The sequence below is a fragment of the Schaalia sp. Marseille-Q2122 genome, assembly GCF_903645355.1.
Classification (GTDB): domain Bacteria; phylum Actinomycetota; class Actinomycetes; order Actinomycetales; family Actinomycetaceae; genus Pauljensenia.
The window spans coordinates 227644-248703 of record NZ_CAHJXR010000003.1 but is presented as its reverse complement, the minus strand read 5'-3'; the positions used below and the strand labels follow the sequence as shown (position 1 = coordinate 248703).

Genomic DNA, 21060 nt, shown 5'->3' with positions numbered 1-21060 from the left:
AAGGACAGACCAAGGACATTTCAAGACGGACCCAGGCCAGGTCGGACCGGAGCAAAGACAGCTCAGGGACACTTCAAACCCCAACTGCGAGAATCACGCATGTTCTCCGACACCCTGGAGAGCCCCACAATCACGGCCTCTATGCCCGGGCAGAACTCATGACACTGACACCGCGCGGCATTCAGGAAAGATCACGGCCTCTATGCGCGGGCAGAACGATGGCCCCGAGGAACGCGCGCGTTCCTCGGGGCCTCTGCCTCAAGCGGGCAGGTGACTCAGACGGCGATCAGCTGGATCAGACGCCCTTGAGGGCGGCCATGCCGAGCTGGCGGTTGAGGGTGGAGATCACGTCGAGGGGGATCTCCTTGGGGCACACGGCTGCACATTCACCAATGTTGGTGCAGGTACCGAAGCCTTCTTCATCATGCTGGTTGAGCATGTTGACGACGCGGCGGTAGTTCTCCGGCTTGCCCTGGGGCAGCAGTTGAAGGTGAGTGACCTTCGCAGAGGTGAAGAGCATGGCCGAAGCATTCGGGCAGGCTGCCACGCAAGCGCCACAGCCGATGCAGGCGGCTGCTTCGAAGGCTCGATCCGCGTCCTGCTTGGGGACGGGGGTTGCGTGGGCGTCGGGGGCTGCACCGGTGTTGACCGAGATGTAGCCGCCTGCCTGGATGATGCGGTCGAGGGCGGAGCGGTTGACAACCAGGTCCTTGATGACCGGGAAGGCGGTTGCTCGCCAGGGCTCGATGGTGATGGTGTCACCGTCGTTGAAGGTACGCATGTGCAGCTGGCAGGTCGTGGTGACCTCCGGGCCGTGGGCGATACCGTCGATGACGATGCCACATTGACCACAGATGCCTTCGCGGCAGTCTGAGTCGAATGCGATGGGTTCTTCACCGCGGGCGAACAGCTCTTCGTTCAGTACGTCGAGCATCTCAAGGAAGGAGGATTCCTCGGAAATGCCGCGGATCTGGTATTCGTGCATGGCGCCTTCGGCCTCAGGGCCGGACTGACGCCAGATCTTCAGTGTCAGGTTCACTTGTAGCTCCGCTGCTTCAGCTCGATGTTGTTGTAGACGAGATCTTCCTTGTGCAGGATGGGGGGCTGGCCTTCGCCGGTCCACTCCCAGGCTGCGACGTAGAGGAACTTGTCATCATGACGCAGTGCTTCACCTTCGGGTGTCTGCGATTCGGCGCGGAAGTGGCCGCCGCAGGATTCCTCGCGGTGGAGGGCGTCAATGCACATGAGTTCGCCCAGTTCCATGAAGTCGGCCACGCGGCCGGCCTTCTCGAGGGACTGGTTGAGCTCGCCAATGGACTTACCGGGGACTCGGACGTTCTGCCAGAATTCCTCGCGCAGCTTGCGGATCATGCCGATGGCCTTGGTCAGGCCTTCCTCGGTACGTTCCATGCCGCAGTATTCCCACATGATGTTGCCCAGTTCCTTGTGGAAGGAGTCCACGGAGCGGGTGCCGTTGACGGCCATCAGGCGGTCGATGCGCGACTGTGCTTCTTCGAGGGCGGCAACGACGTCTGGCGAGGTTTCATCCAGCTTGGGCAGGTTGAAGGCGTGTGCCAGGTAGTCGTTGATGGTGTTGGGCAGGACGAAGTAGCCGTCCGACAGGCCCTGCATGAGTGCGGAGGCACCCAGGCGGTTGGCGCCGTGGTCGGAGAAGTTGGCTTCGCCGGTGACGTAGAGGCCGGGCAGGTTGGACTCGAGGTCGTAGTCGACCCACAGGCCACCCATGGTGTAGTGGACGGCGGGGTAGATACGCATCGGAGTCTCGTAGGGGTTGTCGCCCGTGATGCGCTCGTACATGTCGAAGAGGTTGCCGTACTTTGCGGAGACGGCTGCCATGCCCATGCGGTTGATGGCGTCGGAGAAGTCCAGGTAGACGCCGCGTGCTACGCCGTCAATCTTGGGGCCGACGCCACGGCCCTCATCGCACATGTTCTTTGCCTGGCGGGAGGCGATGTCACGGGGGACGAGGTTACCGAAGGCGGGGTAGATGCGCTCCAGGTAGTAGTCGCGGTCCTCTTCGGGAATGTCGCGGGGGTCCTTTTCGCAGTCTGCGGCCTTCTTAGGCACCCAGATGCGGCCGTCGTTACGGAGGGACTCGGACATGAGGGTGAGCTTGGACTGCTGATCACCGTGCTGCGGGATGCAGGTGGGGTGGATCTGCGTGAAGCAGGGGTTGCCGAAGTAGGCGCCCTTGCGGTGTGCACGCCACACGGCGGTGGCGTTGCAGCCCATGGCGTTGGTGGAGAGGAAGAAGACGTTGCCGTAGCCGCCCGATGCGAGGACGACGGCGTCAGCGACGAAGGTTTCCAGCTTGCCGGTGGACATGTCGCGGGCGACGATGCCGCGGGCGCGACCGTCGGAAACGATCAGTTCGACCATTTCGTGGCGGGGGTATTCCTTGACGGTGCCTGCTGCGACCTGGCGTTCCATGGCCTGGTAGGCGCCGATGAGGAGCTGCTGGCCTGTCTGGCCGCGGGCGTAGAAGGTGCGGGACACCTGCACGCCACCGAAGGAGCGGTTGTCGAGGAGGCCGCCGTATTCGCGGGCGAAGGGAACGCCTTGGGCGACGCACTGGTCGATGATCGCTGCGGAAACTTCGGCGAGGCGGTAGACGTTGGTTTCGCGTGCGCGGTAGTCGCCGCCCTTGACGGTGTCGTAGAAGAGGCGGTGCACGGAGTCGTTGTCATTGCGGTAGTTCTTCGCGGCGTTGATACCACCCTGTGCGGCGATGGAGTGTGCGCGGCGGGCGGAGTCCTGGTAGAAGAACACGTCGACGTTGTAGCCCATTTCGCCCAGCGATGCGGCTGCTGCGCCACCGGCGAGGCCGGAGCCGACGATGATGACGCGGAGCTTACGACGGTTGGCGGGGTTGACGAGGGCTGCGGTGAACTTGCGCTGCTCCCACATCTGGGAGATCGGCTGGCTCAGGTCAGCCTTGGTGTCGGCGATGGCTTCACCTTCGCGGTAGAAGCCTTTAATCAGGTCAGTCATTATTCAGTGCCTTCCTCAGATGGTGATGAATCCGAGCACGATGGCAACCGGCGGGAGCATGAACATCACGAAGATGAGGCCGCCGATGAGGCCCGAAAGAATCTCAAGCGGCTTGCGGGTGCCAGCGCGGACCCAGCCCAGGGATTGGAAGGCGGACCAGAAGCCGTGTGCAACGTGCAGGCAGGCTGCGGCGACGAACACGAGGTAGACGAGGACCCAGATGGGGTTCTGGAAGGACAGAACCATGCGCTCGTAGGGGGTGTTGTCGTGGACGAAGCCGGTCTGGACGGTGCCGGTGGTGAAGTGGAGGATGTGGAAGAGGATGAGGCCGAGCAGGACGACGGCGGTGACGCGCATGGTGCGTGCTGCGTAGGCGTCAGCTGCGTTCTTCTTCACCACATAGCGGGATCGGCGTGCGCGAGCGGAGCGATGCCAGGTGATGGCGGCTGCGGCGACGTGGATCACGAGCATCAGCAGCATTGCTGCGCGGAAGACCCAGATGAAGGCACCGTGGGGGAAGATGGGGTACAGAGCTTCGTGGTGGAGCCAGTGAGCGTAGCTGTCGTACGCTTCCTGACCCAGGAACATCTTGAGGTTTCCGTAGGAATGGAACAGGAGGAAGAGGACGAAGACGATGCCGGAGACTGCCATGAGTTGCTTGACGAACACACTGGTAGTCCACGCGCGGCGCTTCTTCGTTGCGACATTTGTAGTGGCCATGAGGGAACAGTAACTGGCAATATCACCGTGAAAGTGGGACCGGCGGCCCGCCCGACTAGGACCTTCGTTCCCACCCCGAGTTTTTTGGCGGATTCTCGCCGTTTTTGCGCGCCTCTTCTGCCGCACACAGAGGGCCTTTGAGTGTCAGAAAAACCCGTGTCCTTGCCTCGCCTGGGGGGTATTTAAACAACAGGGCTTTCTCAAATTACCTGGCACTGTGTTTTCTTAGTGAACGCTTGGGTCACTGGGGCGTTGTCGGACCATGGTGACGGCGTCTTCGAGGGGATTGCGGAAGTAGCGTCGGATCCGCCCTACAGTGTCGAAGCCGTGCTTCTCATACAGTTTTTGTGCAGCCGTATTCGATTCGCGTACTTCCAGGAAGATTCGTTCAGCGCCCGTCTGGGTGGCCGCGTCAATGAGGGCGTTGACGAGGGCGCTGCCCATTCCTACGCCGCGCGCGCTGGGGAGGACGCCGATGGTCATAATGTCGGCGTCGAGGCCGAGGCTCACTCCCCCGTATCCGAGGACGCTTTCGTCATTGTCGTGGCCGTCGTTGTCGTGGCCGTCACTGTCACTGCCGCTGTCACTGTCGCTGTCACGCTCGCAGGTGACTTCGCCAATGGGACATGGAATTTGGGCAATGAAGTAGGCGCGCGCTGGTGAGGCAAGTTCTTCTGCAATCATGCCGTCAGTCCAGGGGTCCTCGGGGAAGATCTGGTCCTCAAGGCGGCGAATGAGAGAGAAGTCGTCGGAGGTGGCCTGGCGAATCAGCGTGCCACGCACGCGGGTCATCACATGCGCTCCATGGGCTGGCCGTGAATTTCGGGGCGGCGCAGGTACAGGGGTTCGGTGTCGAGGGCGTCGTGGAGGCCCCGTGCGAGGCGGGCGGTGACAATGCGGGCGAGGACGGCCGCATCCAGGGGTGCGATGGGGCCCTGCTCAAGTCCGGCGAGGGCGTCTGCGGCGTGGCCCGGGATGGGCGCGCAGGAGACGAGGCGCACGGCGTTGCTTTTCACCGCACGGGCGAGGTCGGCTGCGCTTTCGACTTCGTGGCCTTCAAGGCGGATGACGTCGTCGGGACCCTCGGTGCGGTAGCGCGCCCAGTAGAGTTCCTTGCGGCGCGCGTCAGTCAATGCGATGACCTCGCTGTCCTGCGACAAGAGGTCAAGGGCTTGGCGTGCGACGACGTCGAGGCTGGAGACGCCGTAGACGGGTACGCCAGCGGCGGAGGCGAGGACGCGGGCGGAGACGAGGCCAGCGCGTAGGCCTGTGAAGGGGGCGGGGCCTGTACCGACGGCGACGGCATCGAGGCCAGCTTCGGTGACGGTTGTGGGCATGCCTGCCTCTGCGAGGGCTTCACGCACGAGGGGGGTGATGGATTCGGCGTGGTGGCGGCCGGATTCATTGCGGGCGCGCGCGAGGACTTTCCCGTCGCGGACGAGGGCGATTGCGGTTGCCTGCGAGGTGTCAATGCACAGTATGGTCACAGGGGGATTTTACTTCCTCGTGGAGGTTGCGTGCTCAGGCAGTCAAAGCACTGTGGCGTTTCACGCTGGTGTGGGCGTGAAACACGTGGGCAGGCGAGGTCCTCCTCACCGGGGCAGGTCACTCCAGAGTCAAGCCTGCCTCGGCCACGGCGGCTTCAATAACGCCCTCCCAGCGTGTGCCGTGGGGGTGGAAGGTGATGACGCGGCTGCCGTCATCCATGTGTTCCAGGTCGATGACCTCCCCGTCGGTGGCTGCCATGCCGCCGGTTGCGCGGGTGACGTCCACTTCCAGGCGCGCATCGGACATGGCTTCGGTCTTGCCTTCGCCCCACTCGACAATGGTGACGCACTCGTCGATTGTCGAATCTAGGTCGAGGGTTTCGAGGTCCTCAAGATCGGTGATGCGGTAGGCGTCCGCGTGGATGAGGTCGGGGCCACCTACCAGGGAGGGGTGGACGCGGGCGACGATGAAGGTCGGCGAGGAGACCTGCCCGCGCACCTGCATACCTCGTCCGATGCCTTGGGCGAAGGTGGTCTTACCTGCGCCGAGTTCTCCGCGCAGCATCAGCAGGTCGCCGGCGCGAAGGAGTCGCCCAAGGGCCTGGCCCAGGGCTTGGGTCTGGTCAACGGAGGTGATCTGCACGAACATAAGGACTCCCCTTGGTCATTCAGGGTGTGGTGGTTGTGATACTGCGGCAGGGGGCAGGGCGCCAACTAGATCGCCGGGACGTTATTCCAGCTCATAGAGGGCACGATGTGGCTGCGTGGCACGCGCTCGCCCACCCGACACACGATCTCGTAGTTAATGGTGTCAGCAGCGAGCGCCCACTCGTCAGCGGAGGGCACATTCTCGTCGGGTTTCCCAAAGAGGATCACCGTATCTCCGACGAGGGCGGGCGCCTGGTCTGCGGCTTGGGCGCTGGTCATGGCTGATTCGGGAGCTGGCCCCAGGTCAATCATGAACTGGTCCATGCAGACCCTCCCCACGATCTGGGTGCGCAGGGGGGTGGCAGCATTGACGCAGACGGGGGCCTTGTTCGACACGGCGCGAATAATGCCATCGGCGTAGCCCAGGGGCACGATACCCACCCATCGGCGTGAGGGCGCACGCCAGGTTCCCCCGTAAGAGACGGGCGCGTCAGCCTCGATAATCTTCACGGAGGTCAGGGGCGCCATGAGCGTCATGACGGGCTGGAGGCCCAGGTCAGCGCTGGTGGCCTCCTCAGGGTCGGGACTCAGACCGTACAGGCCAATGCCGGGGCGCACCATGTCGTAGTGGGTGTCAGGGTGCCACAGTAGGCCCGAGGTCGCGGCAATGTGGCGGATCTGCGGGGTGATGCCCACTGCCTCCAGGACGGTCAGGCCCGCCTCAAAGTACCGCAGGTGAGAGGCTGTGGATTCGCGCCCCTCATGGCTGAGGTCGTCGGCGCGGGAAAGGTGGCTCCAGGCGCCGACGACGGTAATCAGTCCGGCATCTTTGGCCATGCGCGCAGCGGAGGCAAGGGCGGGAAGCTCATCAAGGGTCGCCCCGGCGCGGGACATGCCAGTGTCGATCTTAATGTGGATACGGGCCTTGATTTCACGCTTGAGGGCCAGCCCTAGAGGGAGTTCTTCGGTGCTGGTGTCGGCGTGGGGGTGGCGCGGAGGTGCGGCAATGGTTTCTTCACCGGGGTAGGTGAGGTCGTCACCCTCGTGGGTGAAGGCTGCGTCGACGTCCTCGTAGGCTTCAGAGGCGCCATTCGCGCTGCCGTTCGTCACTCTGTTGGAGTGTTGATCCTCCCAGCGCGCGCACTCAGCCTCAGCCTCCTCACGGATGGCACGAATGGTCGCGCAAATCTGGGCGAGCGCCGCCGTGGAGGATACGGAGAGTTCCAGATCGGCGTCGATCGCGCGGCGCCAGTCGTCCTCGGGGTGGTTAATCCAGGTGAAGATCTTGGCTTGGCTGCGAGGAATCCCCGCCGAATCGAGGCCCTCACGCAGGGAGATGGCTTCTTGCACCTGGGCGACCCCCAGGTAGTCGGCTCCTGCGTCGAGAGCGGTGAGGGAGACTGGCAGGAGGCCATGCCCGTAGGCGTCGCCCTTGACGATCGCCATTTGCAGGCAGGCGGGTGCGAGGCGACGCAAGACACGCAGGTTTTGGGTGATCGCGGCGTGGTTGATGACTGCCCGTCCAGGGTAGGTTTGAGCTGGGCAGGGCGTTGTCATGCGCTGCGCGTTCAGCTTGGTCTCTCCAGTCACGCTGTCCAGTATCCCACCTTGCGGCTGATTCGTGTACGAGTATTACTCAACAGTGACTGATTTGGCGAGGTTCCTTGGCTGGTCCACGTCCAGGCCCTTGGCTGAGGCAAGCTCACAGGCAAAGAGTTGCAGGGGCACCACAGCCAGCAGCGGCGCGTAGAGCGTGGGCGCTGCTGGCACGCGGAAAACCACCTCGGCATGCTGGTCAACGGCGGTATCACCATCTTCTGCGACCACGATGGTGTGGGCACCGCGAGCGCGTACCTCTTGGATATTGGAGATCACCTTGGCGTGCAATTCGGGCCTGCGTGGGGTGGGGACGACGATGATGACGGGCTGGCCTTCATCGACGAGGGCGATGGGGCCGTGCTTGAGTTCACCGGCGGCGAAGCCTTCTGCGTGGATGTAGCAGATCTCCTTGAGCTTGAGGGCGCCTTCCATGGCGACGGGGTAGCCGACGTGGCGGCCCAGGTAGATGACGGAGGTGGTGTCAGCCATGGTGCGGGCGGCCTCACGCACAGCGTCGCCGCGTTCAAGAACCTGAGCAATCTTGCCGGGGATTTCGCCGAGCTTGTCGAGGTAGTCAGCGATTTCATCGGCGTACTTATTGCCGCGCACCTGGGCCAGGTACAGGCCGAGGATGAAGGTGGCGGCAACCTGCGATGTGAAGGCCTTGGTGGAGGCCACGGCGATCTCCGGGCCAGCGTGGGTGAGGAGGACGGCGTCGGATTCACGGGAGATCGTTGAGCCGGGAGTGTTGACGATGGCGACGACCTTCGCGCCCTGTTCGCGGGCGTGACGGATCGCCATGATGGTGTCCATGGTTTCACCCGATTGAGAGATGGCGACGACGAGGGTTTTTTCAGTGACGACGGGGTCGCGGTAGCGGAACTCGTGGGCGAGTTCGACCTCGACGGGGATACGGCACCAGTGTTCGATGGCATAGCGGGCGACCTGTCCGGCGTAGGAGGCGGTGCCGCAGCCAATAATGATGACCTTGTCGATGCTGCGCAGGACATGTTCGGGGATGCGCACCTCGTCGAGGCTGAGCATGCCGTGAGCGTCGAGGCGTTGGGCGATGGTGTCAGCCACGCCCCGGGGTTGTTCGTGGATTTCCTTCTCCATGAAGGTGCTCCACCCGTCTTTGGTGGCGCGTTCGGAGGAGTATTCGACGGTGAAGCGCTTGGGGGTGACCTCCGCTCCGTCCTCGTCAACGACGGTGACGGAGTCGGCGGTGACGGCAACGAAGTGGTCCTGCCCGATTTCGAGGGCGTCGCTGGTGTGTTCCACGAAGGCCAGGGCGTCAGAGCCGAGGAAGTTCTCACCCTCTCCCAGGCCAATGACCAGGGGAGAGGAGCGGCGGGCGGCAATGATGACGCCGGGGGCGTCGGCGCTCACGGCCAGGAGGGTGAAGGTGCCGTGCAGGGTGGCGGCGACGTGGCGCATGGCGGCGAAGAGCTTTTGGGCGTTGGCCAGGGCCTCTCCTTCGAGGGCGCCGATGGGGCCATCCCAGGGGGTGATGGCCGGGTCGGCTGCGGCGCGTCCGAGCAGGTGGACGACGACCTCGGTGTCGGTGTCGGAGGAGAAGTGGTGGCCTTCCTGACGCAGGCGGGCGCGCAGGGCGCCAGCGTTTTCGATAATGCCGTTGTGGACGAGGGCGAGGCGCCCGTCCTCGGTGGCGTGAGGGTGGGCGTTGGCGACGGATGGGCGTCCATGGGTGGCCCAGCGGGTGTGTCCGATGGCAGCGAGGGCGGGGCCGGGGGTGGCCTCGTTGATGGCGTCGCGGAGGTTGGCGAGTTTCCCGACCTCACGGATGATGTCGAGCTTCCCGGGGGAGGCGAGGGCGACGCCTGCGGAGTCGTAGCCGCGGTATTCGAGGCGTGCGAGCCCGTTGAGGACGACCTCTTGGGAGCGCCCGGATTCTTCGTGTCCAATATGACCGGCAATTCCACACATGCGGTCTATCTCAGCACAGGCGGGCGGAGGGCTTCCACCTGAAGAAATGCGCAAAATCCTGCGGATTTGTCAGACAACGGTGTCGAGGGTTTTCGCTACACCGATCAAGATGGCGCCCCCAACCACACCGACGACGCCGAAAACCGTCCACAGCATTTCCTTGCGTGTACGGGTCTCGCCCAACCAGACGATTCCCAAAAAAGTGGTGAGAACAACACCCATTTGCGACAGGGTAAAACCAGTCGCCACCCCCACTCGAGCGCTTGAGGTGAGCATAATAAGCAGCGCCGCCCCGAAGATGAGGCCGGGCAGGAATTGACGCAGAGTAATCAGGCTCCACCGGGTATCCACCGGTCCGCCCTGAGGATCAAAACGAGGAGAGGTCAGCACCAAGGTACTCAAAAAGTAGCCCAGGGCCTGCGGAAATAGGGCCGTCACCCCATCAATATCGAACCAGCGCAGCAGCAGCACGTAGGTGACCAAGCCAATAGAGGACACCACAAGCTGGGGAGCTCCCCTGCTCCAATCCACGTCAGCATGGGCAGCGCCCTCGCTACGCGAACACAGGTAGATTCCACCAACGATGAGGGCCAGCGCCAAAGCACCAACGGGGAGGGCGCCAGGGCCACGCCACTCCCCCATCAGCACGACCCCACCCAGGGCGATACCAATGAGCTGCGCGCCCGTCGAAATCGGCATGGCACGCGACACGCCCACACTGCGCAAACTCTTAAGCTGCCACTGAATACCCACACCCAACAGCACGCCAGAAAAAAGGGAAATAAGGAACACCGGCATCGTCCACGTGACGCCCAGGAAAGGCGTCACAGCGGAGGCAAAAAGGAAGCCGCCGGTGAGTTGGCCAGTCGTTTGCTGGCGGTTATCCCCGCCGATTTTCATGACGAGAGGCGAAATAACGCCAAACATGAGGGATGGGATGCAGGCAATGAGCAGATCAAGCACTGGGCAACAGTACGCGCCCAGACTCCATTTGCGCCACTAGCCACCTGCCATCGGCTCAAAAGTGAGCGTATCTGCACGCGAACGCCCTCAAAATAGGACAAAATGATCGGGTGGACAGCACGACGCACACCCTCCAAGGCCCCTCAAGCCCCTACACGCGCTTTGAACGCAGCCAGTGGGCCCACCTCGTCAAGAGAACCCCCCTGCCCCTCACCCAAGATGATGTCGACAGGATCGCAGCCTTCGGCGACCCCATTGACATGCGCGAAGTGGAAGCCATCTACCGGCCTCTATCGGCCCTGCTGCAGCTCTACGTCGATGGTCGGCGTCGCACCATCCGCGAGCGCCAAGCCTTCCTCTCCCTCCCTGGCGCCCCCACCGAGCCCGACACCCCATTCATTATTGGTATTGCCGGGTCCGTTGCCGTGGGCAAGTCAACGGTGGCACGCCTCCTTCAACTGCTCCTGTCCCGCTGGGAGACGACGCCGCGCGTGGACCTGGTAACCACGGACGGTTTCCTCCTCCCCAACGCTGTGCTCGAAGAGCGCGGCATTATGGCCCGCAAGGGGTTCCCCGAGTCCTACGACCGCCAGGGACTCATCGACTTCCTGGCCGCCGTCAAAGCCGGGCAAGACTGCGTGGAGGCGCCGGTCTACTCTCACCTCTTCTACGACATTGTTCCCGGTGAAAGCATCCGCGTCTCCCGCCCCGACATTCTCATTGTCGAGGGCCTCAACGTCTTGCAGCCTCCGCGCGTTCACCCGGGCGCACCGGGTGTGGCCGTGTCGGACTTCTTTGACTTCTCCATCTACGTTGACGCTCATGAGTGCCACATTGAACAGTGGTACGTCAATCGTTTCCTCGCCCTGCGCGACACGGCCTTCAGCCGTGAGGATTCCTTCTTCCGCACCTACGCCTCCCTCAGCGACGAGGAGGCTGAGGCCACCGCCCGCATGATCTGGCACGCCATTAACCTGCCCAACCTGCACGAGAATATCCTGCCCACCCGGCCGCGCGCCTCGATGATCTTCACCAAGGGTGCCGACCACCGCGTCGAATCCCTCCTCCTGCGCAAGATCTAAGTTCCCACGCTCCCAGGTGCGGCCCGCGCACGCACCACAGCACGGGCGGTGGCCTCGTCCCACCGTTCAGGGACGAGGCCACCGCCGCGTGTCCTTCCCGCCTACTTGCGGCGACGGGGCGCGGTGTACAGCGGCACGCTGGGCATCCATTCACGAGGCCGACGCGGCGTGGCCACCGCATGATCAATCATGGCGTTGACGCGCTCGCGGACGAGTTGGCGTTCAGCCGCATCACGCAGGCGCTGCTCCTCGTGGAAGGCCTTGAACATGGACACGCAGGACAGAACCATTACCACGGAGAAGGGCAGGGCGGTCATGACGGCAAGCACCTGCAGGGCAGTCAGACCGTCGGTGGCGTGACCGGTGGAGGCACCCACCCACAGTAGGGTCGCGGCGATCGTTCCCTCCATTGCGGCCCACACGAGGCGCACGCCCAGTGGCGGCTGGGAGGAGCCTCCGGACGAGAGCATGCCCAGCACGAAGGACGCCGAGTCGGCGCTTGTGACAAAGAAAACCACCAATAGGAGGATGAACAGGCCCGATAGGACCGGCCCGCCGGGGAGCTGCTCAAGCATGGTGAAAAGGGCGGTGGTGCTCCACCCTTCATTGGCCGTTAGATCCACGCCGTTCATCTGCTGCCACAGGGCGGTGCCGCCCATGACGGAGAACCACAGGAAGGTCACCAGGGTGGGCACGGCCAGGACACCCACAATGAATTCACGGATGGTGCGGCCACGGGAAATGCGGGCGATGAAGATGCCAACGAAGGGCGACCAGCTCATCCACCAGCCCCAGTAGTACACGGTCCACGAGCTCAGCCACGCTTGACCCTCCTCGCCCAGGAAAGGCATCGTGCGGAAGGACAGGGGGATGAACTGTTGGATGTACTGACCGAGGGATTGAACGAACTCTCGGAGAACGAAAAGCGGCTGCCCCAAGAGGAGCACGGCTAGGAGCAGGATGATGCCCAAGATGAGGTTCGAGTTCGAGAGAATCTTAATGCCCTTGTCCAAGCCTGATGCGACCGACAGGGCCGCCAGGGAGGTCACGCCAATGACGACCAGGAGGAGAACGACGGGCGTGGAGGTGAGCACACCAAGGTATTCCATGCCTGCGGTGAATTGGACGGCACCAAACCCCAGGGATGCAGCCACACCAAAAAGGGTGCCAAGAACGGCGGCAATATCGATGAGGTCCCCCACCCAGCCGCGCACGCGATCCCCCAGAAGGGGTTCAAGGACCCAGCGGATCGACACGGAGCGGCCCTTGCGGTGGGACATGTAGGCCACAGACAGGCCCACAACCGTGTAGATCGCCCAGGCGGACAGCCCCCAGTGCAAGAAGGTGGTGTCCATCGCGTTCTGGGCGAGTTGGGCTTGCGTGCCTGCGCTAGTGCCCGGCGGCGGCGAGACGTAGTGGCTGAGGGGTTCGGATACGCCGAAGAAGACCAGACCGATACCCATGCCTGCGGCGAAGAGCATGGCGAACCAGGAGGCGCGCGAGTAGGCTGGCTCGTCATCGTCGGCGCCCAGGGTGATGTCCCCGTAGCGGGAGGTGGCAATGACGATGACGTAGATGACGAAGCCGACGACAATGAGCGAGTAGTACCAGCCCAGGGAGTGAATGAGACCCAGGCTAATGGCGTTGACAACGTCCTTCATGGCGTCGGGGACGAGGATCGCGGGGGCAATGAGGGCCACGGCGATGAGGAGCGCTGGAAGCATGACCCGCCAGGATACGGTTCCAACCTCATCGTCGGCGGCGGCGATGGTGGCCATGGCTGCCTCGTGTTCGGTGACGAGGGCCGCGTCGGAGTGGGCGGCTTCGAGTTCTGCGACGACCCTGGCAACGCTGGCGGGGTCTTCAGGCAGGGTGATTTCGGGGCCGAAATGGAGGTTGTGCTCGGGCACGTTCTGTTCGACGAGGCCAGCGTCAGGGGTCGTGGCGCTGATGGCGTCGAGGGCGTTGGGCGCTTCTGCGCTGTGTTGGGCGGCGAGTTCTTCGGGGGTGGGTGTGGTGTCGGCGGAGACGACTTCGATGCGGGGCAGGGAGCCGCTTGGGGGAGCCTCAGTGGTGGGCTCGCGGTGTTCGCAGGGCGTGCTGTTCTCTTCGCGGGGTAAAGTCACGACTGCCTTTCATTGACATTTCTTTACCTCCACCCTATCGGCATATCACCCCATCGCAACCCGAGCACATGTTGGTGGGCCCTTAACCACGAGGGGTTAAGGGCACACTCATACACGCAACAGGGCGTTCCTTCAGAGCGCCAAACGCTCCCGAACCACGTAGGACAGGTGAGCAGCAACCTCATCAGCCGTCTCCTGCGTCGCAGCCTCCACCATGACGCGCACCAAGGGCTCTGTACCCGAAGGGCGCAGGAGCACGCGACCCGAATCACCCAAGCGGGCTTCAGCGGCGCGCACGGCCTCAGCCAAGCCCTCATCCGTCGCACAGCGCGCACGATCCACACCCGAGACATTCACCAAGGTCTGCGGCAGACGCTTGACGAAAGAGGTCAGGTCAGCCAGGTCACGACCCGTTTGCTTAACCATGCGGGCAAGCATGAGCGAGGTCAGGACGCCGTCACCGGTTGTCGCATGATCGGAGGCAATGATGTGGCCGGACTGCTCACCACCAAGGTTATAGCCACCAGCGAGCATGGCTTCGAGAACGTAGCGATCGCCCACGCCAGTCTGAACGGTCTCAATACCGGCCTCCTGCATCGCGAGGAGCAACCCCAGGTTCGACATGACGGTGACAACCAGAGTGTTGTCGGCAAGGGTGCCCGCATCACGCATATGAACAGCCAATGCGCCCATAATCTTGTCACCGTCAATAAGGTTGCCATTACGATCGACAGCCAAACAACGGTCAGCATCACCGTCGTAGGCAACACCGAAGTCAGCCTCAGAAGCCGCAGTGACAGCCTGGAGTTGTTCAGGATGGGTGGAGCCTGCCTTCGCATTGATATTGCGACCATCGGGAGAGGCGTTGATGACAACAACGTCTGCACCGGCTTCACGCAGAGCTTCGGGACCAAGCATAGAGGCGCCACCATTAGCGCAATCCACGGCGATACGCAGACCCCGCAGGTCGCAATTCGTGGCCTTCACCAGGTGATCGATGTACGACTTTTCTGCCCAATCGTCGTCGTAGCCGACTTCGCCAACGTTGGCGCCAATCGGGCGATCCCACTCGGTACCAATGAGGGCTTGAATCTGGTCCTCGACGGAGTCGGCCAGCTTATAGCCGCCGTGGGCAAAGAACTTAATGCCATTGTCAGGCATGGGATTGTGGGAGGCGGAGATCATCACGCCCAGATCCACATCGGGGGCGGTGGCGGTGATGTGGGCGACCGTGGGGGTGGAGACGACGCCGATACGCACCACATCCATGCCCGCCGAGGCAAGGCCAGCGGCGAGGGCGTGGTCAAGGAACTCACCCGAGATGCGCGTGTCACGGCCGATGACGGCCTTAGGCTTTTGCCCGTCGGGGCCCGGTCCGCCGCCAATGAGTCGGGCTGCGGCTTCGCCGAGTTGGAGAGCAAGGCCAGCGGTGATGTCCTTATTGGCCAGGCCGCGCACACCGTCGGTGCCGAAGATGCGTGACATGGGCGTTTCCCCTTTCTGCGCGCCACGGTGGGGTGGCGCGGGTGGATGAGTGTGTCTGCAGCGGTATATCCACAGTGATTTTACGGGGTAGGGATGGGGGCGCGCATTAACCCCGCATGACGAGGCACATTCCGCTGCTGCTCTGAAGATGCACAACACCCCGCTGGGGTCGCCCAGCGGGGTGTTGTTCTGTGCTCCACCACAAGGCGGATGACAGATCAGCGCTTGGAGTATTGCGGCGCCTTGCGGGCCTTCTTGAGGCCTGCCTTCTTACGCTCAATGGCGCGGGCGTCGCGGGTGAGGAAGCCTGCCTTCTTCAGAGCAGGACGGTTAGCCTCACGGTCGATCTCGTTGAGAGCGCGGGCGATACCCAGACGGAGGGCGCCAGCCTGGCCGGAGATGCCGCCGCCGTTGATACGGGCGATGACGTCGAAACGGCCGTCGAGATCAAGCAGAACGAAGGGGGACTTCACCAGCTGCTGGTGCAGCTTGTTGGGGAAGTAGTCCTCCAGGGTGCGGCCGTTAATGGTCCACTGGCCGGTGCCAGGAACCAGGCGGACGCGGGCAACAGCCTCCTTGCGGCGGCCGAGGCCGGCGCCGGGGGCGGTGATGGACTGACCGGCGCCAGCGGGAGCTGACTCGGTTTCAGTGGTGTACGAGCTAGGGGTGGTTTCCTCATCCAGCTCGACGAGCTCGGTGGTGTCAGCCACAGTTCTCCTCAGTGCAGTTCGTAGTGCTCAGAAGCGCGACGCGCTCACTGGGCGACCTGGGTGATTTCGAAGGGGACGGGAGCCTGGGCTGCGTGCGGGTGCTCAGCACCTGCGTAGACGTGCAGCTTCTTGAGCTGCTTACGGCCGAGGCTGTTGTGGGGAAGCATGCCGCGAACGGCCTTCTCGATTGCGCGCTCAGGGCGCTCTGCGAGGAGGTCGCGGTAGCTGACGGCGCGAAGACCGCCGGGACGGCCGGAGTGGCGGTAAGCCATCTTCTGTTCGGCCTTCTTGCCCGACAGAGCAATCTTGTCAGCATTGATGACGATGACGTAGTCGCCCATATCCAGGTGAGGGGCGAACGTCGGCTTGTGCTTCCCACGAAGGAGGGTGGCGACATGAGACGCCAGACGACCCAGGACAACATCAGTGGCGTCGATGACGTACCACTGCTTGTTAGCGTCCCCAGGCTTGGGTGAATAGGTGCGCACGGGCGTAACCTTCAATTCTTTCTGTCATGGAACGCGCCGGAGCCACTGCAATACGGGGCCGAGCACGCTCACGATGAGATCGGTTAGCGCGAAGCGTCAGCGTTCATGCATTCGGCGAGTGGGAAGGCACCGATAATGCTGCTGACGCACAGCGTCCATTAGTCTAGCCGCGCAGAACATCTTCGGTCAAAGCCTTGCCGGGACTGTGGCAGACTCCACCCGACCTAGTCGCAGCACTCCCCAGCGCCCGCGTCGACGCCGACCTCGTCACGCCGACGCCGCGCCGCAGTCGCCCTCGCCGCCCACTCCTCCGCCGGCGGATAGTCCACACGACACAGGGTCAGGCCATGAGCGGGAGCGATGGGGGCAGCCTGCTCCCGCGAGCGCGCGGCAAGCAGCTCCGCCATCCACCCCACCTCGCGCCTCCCGCTGCCCACCTCAATGGCGGCTCCTACGAGCGAGCGCACCATGGAGTGGCAGAAGGCGTCGGCCTCCACCTGCGCCTCCACCACTCCCTCGTCGTCACGTCGGAAACACAGGGTGCGCAGGGTGCGGATGGTGGTGGCCCCTTCACGAGGGCGGCAGTAGGACAGGAAGTCGTGTTCGCCGAGGAGGGCGGCGGCGGCTTCGTTCATTGCGTCGACGTTCACGCTTGCCCCGCCCAGCCAGAGGACGTCGTGGCGACGCAGGGGGCTGCGAGCGGCTTGCCCGTCGCTCATGCGGTAGATGTAGGTGCGGCCGGTGGCGCTGAATCGGGCGTCAAAGTCGGTGGATACGGGGCGTGCAGCGTGGATAAGAATGTCGCTTGTTCCACGAGGCACCCGCATGCCTCGCTCCTGGTAAAACTGGGCGTAGCGGCGGGCGAGCATGCCATTGATACGGTGGGCCAGACGGTTGCTGGCCGCGTCTTGTGCCTGCGGGCTGCCCACCTCACTGGCGGCATCGGTGACCAGATCATTGGCGGTTTCAGGGGCGGCATTGTTAATGGGTTCGTTGGTAGCGCCACGCGCAGCATTGCCCCCGCTCGGGGCACTGCGGCCTCGCACAGCGCTGTCCCACACGGCGGCAGGCAGGTCAACGTGGGCGGTCTGAGCGCTGGCGTGCACTCCGGCGTCGGTGCGACCGGCAACGGTGAGGGTCACGGGCCTGCGAGCGATCATGCTGAGGACCTCGGTGATCTCTCCTTCGACGCTGCGCAGGCCCGGCTGAGCTGCCCACCCGTGGAAGAGGGTGCCGTCATAGGCCAGGTCAAGGCGCAGGCGCTGGGTGAGTGGGCTCTGCGCCGACGCGTCTACCTCTGCGGTCCCCATCCTGGCCCTCCCCCTGTTCGTGTCCGCCGTCTAAGCCTGGCTCCAGCTACCCGAGTCTGACCTACATCTCCCGGGCCATTGGCTGGCCACGGCCGCAAGCTCAGGCAGGTCATTTCCGTGTCCGCACTTGGCCAGTCTCTTTAATGTTAGCGGTGTTGCTCAAGCCATTGGGCGGCGAGCACCCCGGCGGGCAGGCCCTCATTCACGCTGCGGGAGTTAAGGGTGACAAGATCATCGGTTGTCAGCTGGGCGTTCACCGCATTCAGGGTGGTCACGGCCTCCTCACTGAGACGTTCGGAGACCAGAGGCACCACATTTGAGGCAAGGAACAGGCCCTTGGGGTCCTCAAGCGTGACAAGGTTATGGGTGGCGATCGCGGGGTCAGCTGTGTAGATATTTGCCAGCTGGATATCGCCATCAAGCAGTGCCTTCACCGTGAGTGCGCCGCCGCTATCTTCGATGGGCGTGAAGGAGATGTCGACCTCGTAGGTGGCCGCCAAGCCCGCTGGGCCGTAGGGGCGTTCCTGGGCTTCAGAGTTCGCGCCAAGCAGCAGCGGATCAGTGACCTTCGACAGGTCAGAGATCGACTTCAGCCCCCACTTGTCAGCGAAAGCGCGGGTGACGGTGTAGGAGTCCTGATCGCTGGCTTGCGCGGCGGGAAGGACACGCAGCCCAGCGGGCGCGGCGGCCTGCAGCTCGGTGATGACCTCGTCAGCCTGGCGGGCTTGAGTCTCAGGCTTCCAATACTGCAGCAGGTTCCCGCTGTATTCAGGGAAGACGTCGATGTGTCCGGCCTCAATCTCGGGCAGGTAGACGTCGCGTGGGCCGATGCGCAGTTGTCGATCGACGGTGAATCCTTCCGCTTCAAGGGCTTGAGCGTAGATCTCAGCAATGATCTCGTTGGAGTAGTAGTCCTGCGAGCCCACAACGATCGCACCCATTGGGGCTGCGGTGTCGGCGCCAGCCTCGCCGAAAGGGTCGGATGCCGCGCAGGCACCAAGGACGAGGGCGGCTGCGGTGGCGAGGATGCCCATACCCTTGCGGCTCGCGCGAGGGACGGCAAAGCGAGTGCGAGCGCGGGAAGCGCCGCTACCACTAGCGCGCATGTGCTCCGTCCCCGCCTGGGGGTCGTGAAGGTGCGCGGCATCGGAATCATGCTGGCGTGAAAAGAGACCCATGGCGTGTCCTTTAACGTGCGGTGGTCGGCTGAGCGCGGCGGCTTGAAACTTTCTGGAGGCGGCCGAGTCCGACCTCGACAATCAATGCCAACAGCGTCACGAGGAGCGCCGCACCCAGCATCTGCGGGTAGTCACGCGTTTTCAAGCCGATAAAGAGGTAGCGTCCGAGCCCCAAGTCGGAGGTGTAGGCGGCCAGGGTCGCGGTCGCAATAATCTGGATCGAGGCGGCGCGAATGCCTCCAATGATGGTGGGCAGGGCTAGGGGGAGCTCCACGCCCCACAGCACCTGCGCGCGGTTCATGCCAATAGCGCGGGCAGCCAGCGGGATCGCTGGATCAATCGCCTGCACTCCGGAATAGGCGCCTGCCAGCAGGGAGGGGATCGCCAAAATGACGAGGGCGAGCAGGGGCGCACCCACGCCGATCCCCAGCCACAAGCCGAATAGAGTGAGCAGGCCCAGGGTGGGAATGGAACGGGCGGCGCCCGTCATTGCCGCGATGAAACCTGTGCCTTTACGCGTGTGGCCAATGATGAGGCCCGCGGGCAGAGCGATTGCGGCGGCAATCGCGAGTGCCATGCCGTAGATCATGAGGTGTTGGAGGATGCGTGCGAGGATGCCAGCATTCCCCATCCAGTGGCCTGGCGTTGTCAGCCATACGATGGCGGCGATAATGAGGCTCATGCGCGGGCCCTCCTTCGCCGCGTCCACGGCATCAGAATCGAGGCTCCCGCCCGCAAGAGCACGTCGATGAGCATTGCCAGGAGCATGGTGGCGATGACGCCAACCCAGATTTCCTGGCTAATACCTCGTTGGAAACCGTCGGTGAGTAGGGACCCCAGGCTGGGAATGCCGATGAGCGCACCGATCGGCACCAGCCCAATGGTGGAGACCGCGACCACGCGGATGCCGGCAACGAGCACCGGTCCAGCGAGCGGCAGATCAACCTTCCAAAAGATTGAGCGCGGAGAGTTGCCCAGGGCAACCGCAGCTTGGCGGACGCGGTGATCCACGGAGTTAAAAGCGTCGAGGGCGGTACGCACCATGAGGGAGAGCCCGTACAGTGTCAGCGCGATCATCATGGTGATTGGGGAACGCAGTGGCACCCCGAACACGGCTGGGATGATGACCAGCAGTGGCAGTGCGGGGATAGCGTACAGCAGGGTGGCGCCACTGAGGATTGAGCCGCCCACCCTGGGGTAGCGGAAGGCTAGCCTCCCGATGGGGATGGCAAGGAGGGAGGCGGCGATAATCGGTGGGATACTCAACCACAGGTGTGCGATGAGGTAATCCACCACCATCATCCAGTTCTGCTGTAGCCAGCTCACAGCGCGCCCTGACGATCGAGGGTAGGGGCGCCCTTGACGACGCCGAGTGGTGTCCCAGCAGCGTCGAGGACGACATTGCGTCCGTTGAGGAGTTTGATCTCCAGTTGGCGTTCGCTTTGGCAGGCGCCAATGAATTTTTCGACGAACTCGTTGGCGGGTGAGGCCACGATTTCTTCAGGAGTGCCGTATTGGGCGATCTGGCCGCCTTCTTGGAGGACCACGACCTCGTCGGCGACACGGAAGGCCTCGTCAACGTCGTGGGTCACGAAGATCATGGTCTTGCCGATCTCGTCTTGAAGGCGAATGAGTTCGTCTTGGAGTTCGCGGCGGACAATCGGGTCGACGGCTCCGAAGGGTTCATCCATGAGGAGGATCTTCGGGTCGCCAGCGAGGGCGCGGGCCACGCCGACGCGCTGCTGCTGCCCGCCGGAGAGTTCGAAGGGGTAGCGTTGGGCGAGCGCCGGGTCGAGGCCGACGCGTTCAAGGAGTTCGCAGGCCGTCGCTCGCGCTTGGCGTCTGGGAATGCCGTTGAGGATCGGTACGGTGGCAATATTGTCAGCAACCGTGCGGTGTGGCATGAGGCCTCCAGCCTGGAGGACGTAGCCGATGGAGCGGCGTAGTTCGACGGCGTTTCGTGTCAATACGTCGTCACCTTCAATGAGGACGGTGCCGCTGGTGGGGTCGACCATGCGGTTGACCATGCGTAGAAGCGTGGTCTTTCCTGAACCTGAGGAGCCGAGGAAGGCAACGGAACGTCCGGAGTGGATGGTCAAGGAGAAGTCGCGTACGGCAACCACTCCGCCGGGATAGGTTTTGGAGACAGATCTGAATTCGATCATTGTCATGCTCGTTTTCTTCAGCTTCACGGGTGTAATGAACGCTATCAGGTACCAGTATGTCCGGCAGCATCACAGGCGGCGATCATACTTCTTTGAGAGATTCCCCGCTTAAGACACTGATGGGTGGAGGCCTCAAGAGG

The 21060-nt window shown here is 63.4% G+C and carries 19 protein-coding genes; 1 reads left to right on the top strand and 18 read right to left on the bottom strand.

The window, feature by feature from the left end:
• Positions 1-295: 295 nt before the first annotated feature.
• From HWX48_RS03620 to HWX48_RS03575, 9 genes are all read right to left on the bottom strand, one after another.
• The gene (locus HWX48_RS03620; RefSeq protein WP_175954717.1) at positions 296-1039 is read right to left on the bottom strand and encodes a succinate dehydrogenase/fumarate reductase iron-sulfur subunit; all 744 of its coding nucleotides are present in this window, start codon (positions 1037-1039) and stop codon (positions 296-298) included.
• Positions 1036-3012 (bottom strand): fumarate reductase/succinate dehydrogenase flavoprotein subunit, encoded by a 1977-nt coding sequence (locus HWX48_RS03615; RefSeq protein WP_175954716.1) that lies wholly within the window; start codon positions 3010-3012, stop codon positions 1036-1038. Before HWX48_RS03615 ends, HWX48_RS03620 begins: the two co-directional genes overlap by 4 nt.
• Positions 3013-3027: 15 nt before the next feature.
• Complete coding sequence (locus tag HWX48_RS03610; protein WP_175954714.1) at positions 3028-3732, bottom strand: succinate dehydrogenase cytochrome b subunit; 705 nt, start codon at positions 3730-3732, stop codon at positions 3028-3030.
• 225 nt (positions 3733-3957) lie between these two features.
• A complete protein-coding gene (gene rimI, locus HWX48_RS03605) occupies positions 3958-4524 on the bottom strand; it encodes a ribosomal protein S18-alanine N-acetyltransferase (RefSeq protein WP_175954712.1) in 567 nt (188 codons plus the stop codon).
• Positions 4524-5219: a tRNA (adenosine(37)-N6)-threonylcarbamoyltransferase complex dimerization subunit type 1 TsaB gene (gene tsaB, locus HWX48_RS03600; RefSeq protein ID WP_175954710.1), complete on the bottom strand. Its 696-nt coding sequence runs from the start codon at positions 5217-5219 to the stop codon at positions 4524-4526. The genes rimI and tsaB overlap by 1 nt, the downstream gene beginning before the upstream one ends.
• 118 nt (positions 5220-5337) lie before the next feature.
• Positions 5338-5868 (bottom strand): tRNA (adenosine(37)-N6)-threonylcarbamoyltransferase complex ATPase subunit type 1 TsaE, encoded by a 531-nt coding sequence (gene tsaE, locus HWX48_RS03595; RefSeq protein WP_175954708.1) that lies wholly within the window; start codon positions 5866-5868, stop codon positions 5338-5340.
• 65 nt (positions 5869-5933) lie between these two features.
• Positions 5934-7424 (bottom strand): alanine racemase, encoded by a 1491-nt coding sequence (gene alr / locus HWX48_RS03590; protein ID WP_254872958.1) that lies wholly within the window; start codon positions 7422-7424, stop codon positions 5934-5936.
• 75 nt (positions 7425-7499) lie between these two features.
• The gene (glmS, locus tag HWX48_RS03580) at positions 7500-9413 is read right to left on the bottom strand and encodes a glutamine--fructose-6-phosphate transaminase (isomerizing) (RefSeq protein WP_175954706.1); all 1914 of its coding nucleotides are present in this window, start codon (positions 9411-9413) and stop codon (positions 7500-7502) included.
• A gap of 69 nt (positions 9414-9482) precedes the next feature.
• Positions 9483-10376 carry a GRP family sugar transporter gene (locus HWX48_RS03575; RefSeq protein ID WP_175954705.1) on the bottom strand — a complete coding sequence of 298 codons (894 nt, stop codon included), beginning with the start codon at positions 10374-10376 and terminating at the stop codon, positions 9483-9485.
• 110 nt (positions 10377-10486) lie between these two features.
• Here HWX48_RS03575 and coaA point away from each other — a divergent pair, with 110 nt between their 5' ends.
• The gene (gene coaA / locus HWX48_RS03570) at positions 10487-11458 is read left to right on the top strand and encodes a type I pantothenate kinase (protein WP_175954703.1); all 972 of its coding nucleotides are present in this window, start codon (positions 10487-10489) and stop codon (positions 11456-11458) included.
• Between the two features lie 101 nt (positions 11459-11559).
• Here coaA and HWX48_RS03565 read toward each other — a convergent pair whose 3' ends face one another.
• The 9 genes from HWX48_RS03565 to HWX48_RS03525 form a co-directional block, all read right to left on the bottom strand.
• Positions 11560-13584 (bottom strand): BCCT family transporter, encoded by a 2025-nt coding sequence (locus HWX48_RS03565; RefSeq protein WP_217701580.1) that lies wholly within the window; start codon positions 13582-13584, stop codon positions 11560-11562.
• Positions 13585-13716: 132 nt separating this feature from the next.
• Entirely contained in the window at positions 13717-15069 is a 1353-nt protein-coding gene (gene glmM, locus HWX48_RS03560; RefSeq protein ID WP_175954700.1) for a phosphoglucosamine mutase, read from the bottom strand.
• 218 nt (positions 15070-15287) lie between these two features.
• Positions 15288-15779 carry a 30S ribosomal protein S9 gene (gene rpsI / locus HWX48_RS03555; RefSeq protein ID WP_175954698.1) on the bottom strand — a complete coding sequence of 164 codons (492 nt, stop codon included), beginning with the start codon at positions 15777-15779 and terminating at the stop codon, positions 15288-15290.
• 44 nt (positions 15780-15823) lie between these two features.
• Positions 15824-16267: a 50S ribosomal protein L13 gene (gene rplM, locus HWX48_RS03550; RefSeq protein ID WP_175954696.1), complete on the bottom strand. Its 444-nt coding sequence runs from the start codon at positions 16265-16267 to the stop codon at positions 15824-15826.
• Between the two features lie 224 nt (positions 16268-16491).
• On the bottom strand, positions 16492-17577 hold the full coding sequence (locus HWX48_RS03545) for a tRNA pseudouridine(38-40) synthase TruA (protein ID WP_175954693.1): 1086 nt from the start codon (positions 17575-17577) through the stop codon (positions 16492-16494).
• A 146-nt stretch (positions 17578-17723) separates the two neighbouring features.
• Entirely contained in the window at positions 17724-18755 is a 1032-nt protein-coding gene (locus tag HWX48_RS03540; RefSeq protein WP_254872941.1) for an ABC transporter substrate-binding protein, read from the bottom strand.
• A gap of 10 nt (positions 18756-18765) precedes the next feature.
• Complete coding sequence (locus HWX48_RS03535; RefSeq protein WP_175954691.1) at positions 18766-19437, bottom strand: ABC transporter permease; 672 nt, start codon at positions 19435-19437, stop codon at positions 18766-18768.
• On the bottom strand, positions 19434-20081 hold the full coding sequence (locus tag HWX48_RS03530; protein ID WP_217701579.1) for an ABC transporter permease: 648 nt from the start codon (positions 20079-20081) through the stop codon (positions 19434-19436). Before HWX48_RS03530 ends, HWX48_RS03535 begins: the two co-directional genes overlap by 4 nt.
• Positions 20078-20926: an ABC transporter ATP-binding protein gene (locus HWX48_RS03525; protein ID WP_368483976.1), complete on the bottom strand. Its 849-nt coding sequence runs from the start codon at positions 20924-20926 to the stop codon at positions 20078-20080. Before HWX48_RS03525 ends, HWX48_RS03530 begins: the two co-directional genes overlap by 4 nt.
• Positions 20927-21060 lie beyond the last annotated feature (134 nt).

Bases quoted from the DNA above. Each gene is read 5' to 3' on its own strand.
- tsaE (WP_175954708.1), bottom strand. From the start codon at position 5,868: ATGTTCGTGCAGATCACCTCCGTTGACCAGACCCAAGCCCTGGGCCAG.
- glmM (WP_175954700.1), bottom strand. From the start codon at position 15,069: ATGTCACGCATCTTCGGCACCGACGGTGTGCGCGGCCTGGCCAATAAG.
- HWX48_RS03525 (WP_368483976.1), bottom strand. From the start codon at position 20,926: ATGACAATGATCGAATTCAGATCTGTCTCCAAAACCTATCCCGGCGGA.
- HWX48_RS03610 (WP_175954714.1), bottom strand. From the start codon at position 3,732: ATGGCCACTACAAATGTCGCAACGAAGAAGCGCCGCGCGTGGACTACC.
- rimI (WP_175954712.1), bottom strand. From the start codon at position 4,524: ATGACCCGCGTGCGTGGCACGCTGATTCGCCAGGCCACCTCCGACGAC.
- alr (WP_254872958.1), bottom strand. From the start codon at position 7,424: ATGACAACGCCCTGCCCAGCTCAAACCTACCCTGGACGGGCAGTCATC.
- HWX48_RS03535 (WP_175954691.1), bottom strand. From the start codon at position 19,437: ATGAGCCTCATTATCGCCGCCATCGTATGGCTGACAACGCCAGGCCAC.
- HWX48_RS03615 (WP_175954716.1), bottom strand. From the start codon at position 3,012: ATGACTGACCTGATTAAAGGCTTCTACCGCGAAGGTGAAGCCATCGCC.
- HWX48_RS03540 (WP_254872941.1), bottom strand. From the start codon at position 18,755: ATGGGTCTCTTTTCACGCCAGCATGATTCCGATGCCGCGCACCTTCAC.
- glmS (WP_175954706.1), bottom strand. From the start codon at position 9,413: ATGTGTGGAATTGCCGGTCATATTGGACACGAAGAATCCGGGCGCTCC.
- HWX48_RS03545 (WP_175954693.1), bottom strand. From the start codon at position 17,577: ATGGGGACCGCAGAGGTAGACGCGTCGGCGCAGAGCCCACTCACCCAG.